This is a genomic window from Mesorhizobium sp. M1E.F.Ca.ET.041.01.1.1 (assembly GCF_003997355.1).
In the GTDB taxonomy this organism is placed as follows: Bacteria; Pseudomonadota; Alphaproteobacteria; order Rhizobiales; family Rhizobiaceae; genus Mesorhizobium.
This window is the reverse complement of the sequence record NZ_RZSL01000837.1, coordinates 1-2053: the sequence shown is the minus strand read 5'-3', so window position 1 is coordinate 2053 and position 2053 is coordinate 1. Positions and strand designations below refer to the sequence as shown.

Here is a 2053-nt window from a genome sequence, read left to right as displayed (position 1 = left end):
GCTTTGGCCCTTATTGTCCGCGCCCATGAAAACAGCACTCATTCTCGTAGGCTGGCGCGTGGGCAAGGCGGTGTAACCGCCGGGCGAAAACCTCCCATGCGCATCCCACAGGCTCCCTCGGGGGCCTTTTTTATTACCCAAAACCCAACTAAACGACCAGCAAATCGCCAGGCGGCGAACAGTACGGGACCGGACTGATGAGCAACGGACAGAACGAGCGGCGCGAGATGACGGGTGCCGAAATGGTGGTGCAGGCGCTGAAGGACAACGGCGTCAAGCATGTCTTCGGCTATCCGGGCGGCGCGGTTCTCCCAATCTACGATGAAATTTTCCAACAGGACGAGGTCGAGCACATCCTGGTCAGGCATGAGCAGGGGGCCGGCCATGCGGCCGAAGGCTACGCCCGCTCGACCGGCAAGGCCGGCGTTCTCCTGGTCACGTCCGGCCCCGGCGCGACCAATGCGGTGACGCCGCTGCAGGATGCGCTGATGGATTCCATTCCGCTGGTCTGCCTGACCGGCCAGGTGCCGACCTCGCTGATCGGCTCAGACGCCTTCCAGGAATGCGACACGGTCGGCATCACGCGGCCCTGCACCAAGCACAACTGGCTGGTGAAGGACGTCAACGAACTCGCGGCCACGATCCACGAAGCCTTCCACGTCGCGACCACCGGGCGTCCCGGCCCGGTCGTCGTCGACATTCCGAAGGACGTGCAGTTCGCCAAGGGCATCTACGTGCCGCCGCAGACGGCGCCGCGCACCAGCTACCAGCCCAAGGTCCAGGGCGATCTCGAGAAGGTGAAGGCCGCCGTCGAACTGATGGCCGGCGCCAAGAAGCCGATCATCTACAGCGGCGGCGGCGTGATCAATTCCGGCCCCGAAGCCAGCCATCTGCTGCGCGAGCTGGTCGACCTCACCGGCTTCCCGATCACCTCGACGCTGATGGGGCTCGGCGCCTATCCGGCTTCGGGCAAGAACTGGGTCGGCATGCTCGGCATGCACGGCACTTACGAAGCCAACATGGCCATGCATGACTGCGACGTGATGATCTGCATCGGCGCGCGTTTCGATGACCGCATCACCGGCCGGCTGAATGCCTTTTCGCCGAACTCGAAGAAGATCCACATCGACATCGATCCGTCCTCGATCAACAAGAACGTCCATGCGGACGTGCCGATCCTGGGCGATGTCGGCCGGGTGCTGGAGGATCTGGTGCGGCTGTGGCGGGCAACCGCCAAGGTCGACAAGAAGGCGCTCTATCCGTGGTGGGAGCAGATCGCGAAATGGCGCGCGCGGGATTCGCTCGCCTACAAGATGAACAACGACGTGATTATGCCGCAATACGCCATCCAGCGGCTCTATGCGCTGACCAAGGATCTCGACACCTACATCACCACCGAGGTCGGCCAGCACCAGATGTGGGCGGCGCAGCACTACCATTTCGACAAGCCGAACCGCTGGATGACCTCGGGCGGGCTGGGCACGATGGGCTACGGCCTGCCGGCGGCGCTCGGCGTGCAGATCGCGCATCGCGATGCGCTGGTCATCGATATCGCCGGCGACGCTTCGGTGCAGATGACGATGCAGGAGATGAGCTCGGCGGTGCAGTATGAGGCGCCGATCAAGATCTTCATCCTCAATAACCAGTATATGGGCATGGTGCGCCAATGGCAGCAGCTGCTGCACGGCAACCGGCTGTCGCATTCCTACACCGAGGCGATGCCGGATTTCGTCAAGCTGGCGGAAGCCTATGGCGGCCACGGCATCCGCTGCGACAAGCCGGACGAACTGGACGACGCGATCCGGGAAATGATCTCGGTGAAGAAGCCGGTGCTGTTCGACTGCCGCGTGGCGACTTTAGCCAACTGCTTCCCGATGATCCCGTCGGGCAAGGCGCATAACGAGATGCTCCTGCCGGACGAGGCGACCGACGAGGCGGTGGCCAATGCCATCGACGCCAAGGGCAGGGAACTGGTGTAGGCGGCCACCAAGGCGGGGCTGTCGCGAGAAAGCCGTGCGCAAACAGAGAATTAGCTCAAAAATCTGAAATCGAG

1 protein-coding gene is annotated in these 2053 nt (G+C 63.0%); it reads left to right on the top strand.

Annotated elements, in window-relative coordinates; all coding sequences use genetic code 11:
• Nucleotides 1-197: 197 nt before the first annotated feature.
• On the top strand, nucleotides 198-1979 hold the full coding sequence (locus EOA38_RS34860; protein WP_126093158.1) for an acetolactate synthase 3 large subunit: 1782 nt from the start codon (nucleotides 198-200) through the stop codon (nucleotides 1977-1979).
• Nucleotides 1980-2053 lie beyond the last annotated feature (74 nt).

What these genes read in the sequence shown, in the direction of transcription:
- EOA38_RS34860 (WP_126093158.1), top strand. Translation starts at nt 198, where the DNA reads ATGAGCAACGGACAGAACGAGCGGCGCGAGATGACGGGTGCCGAAATG.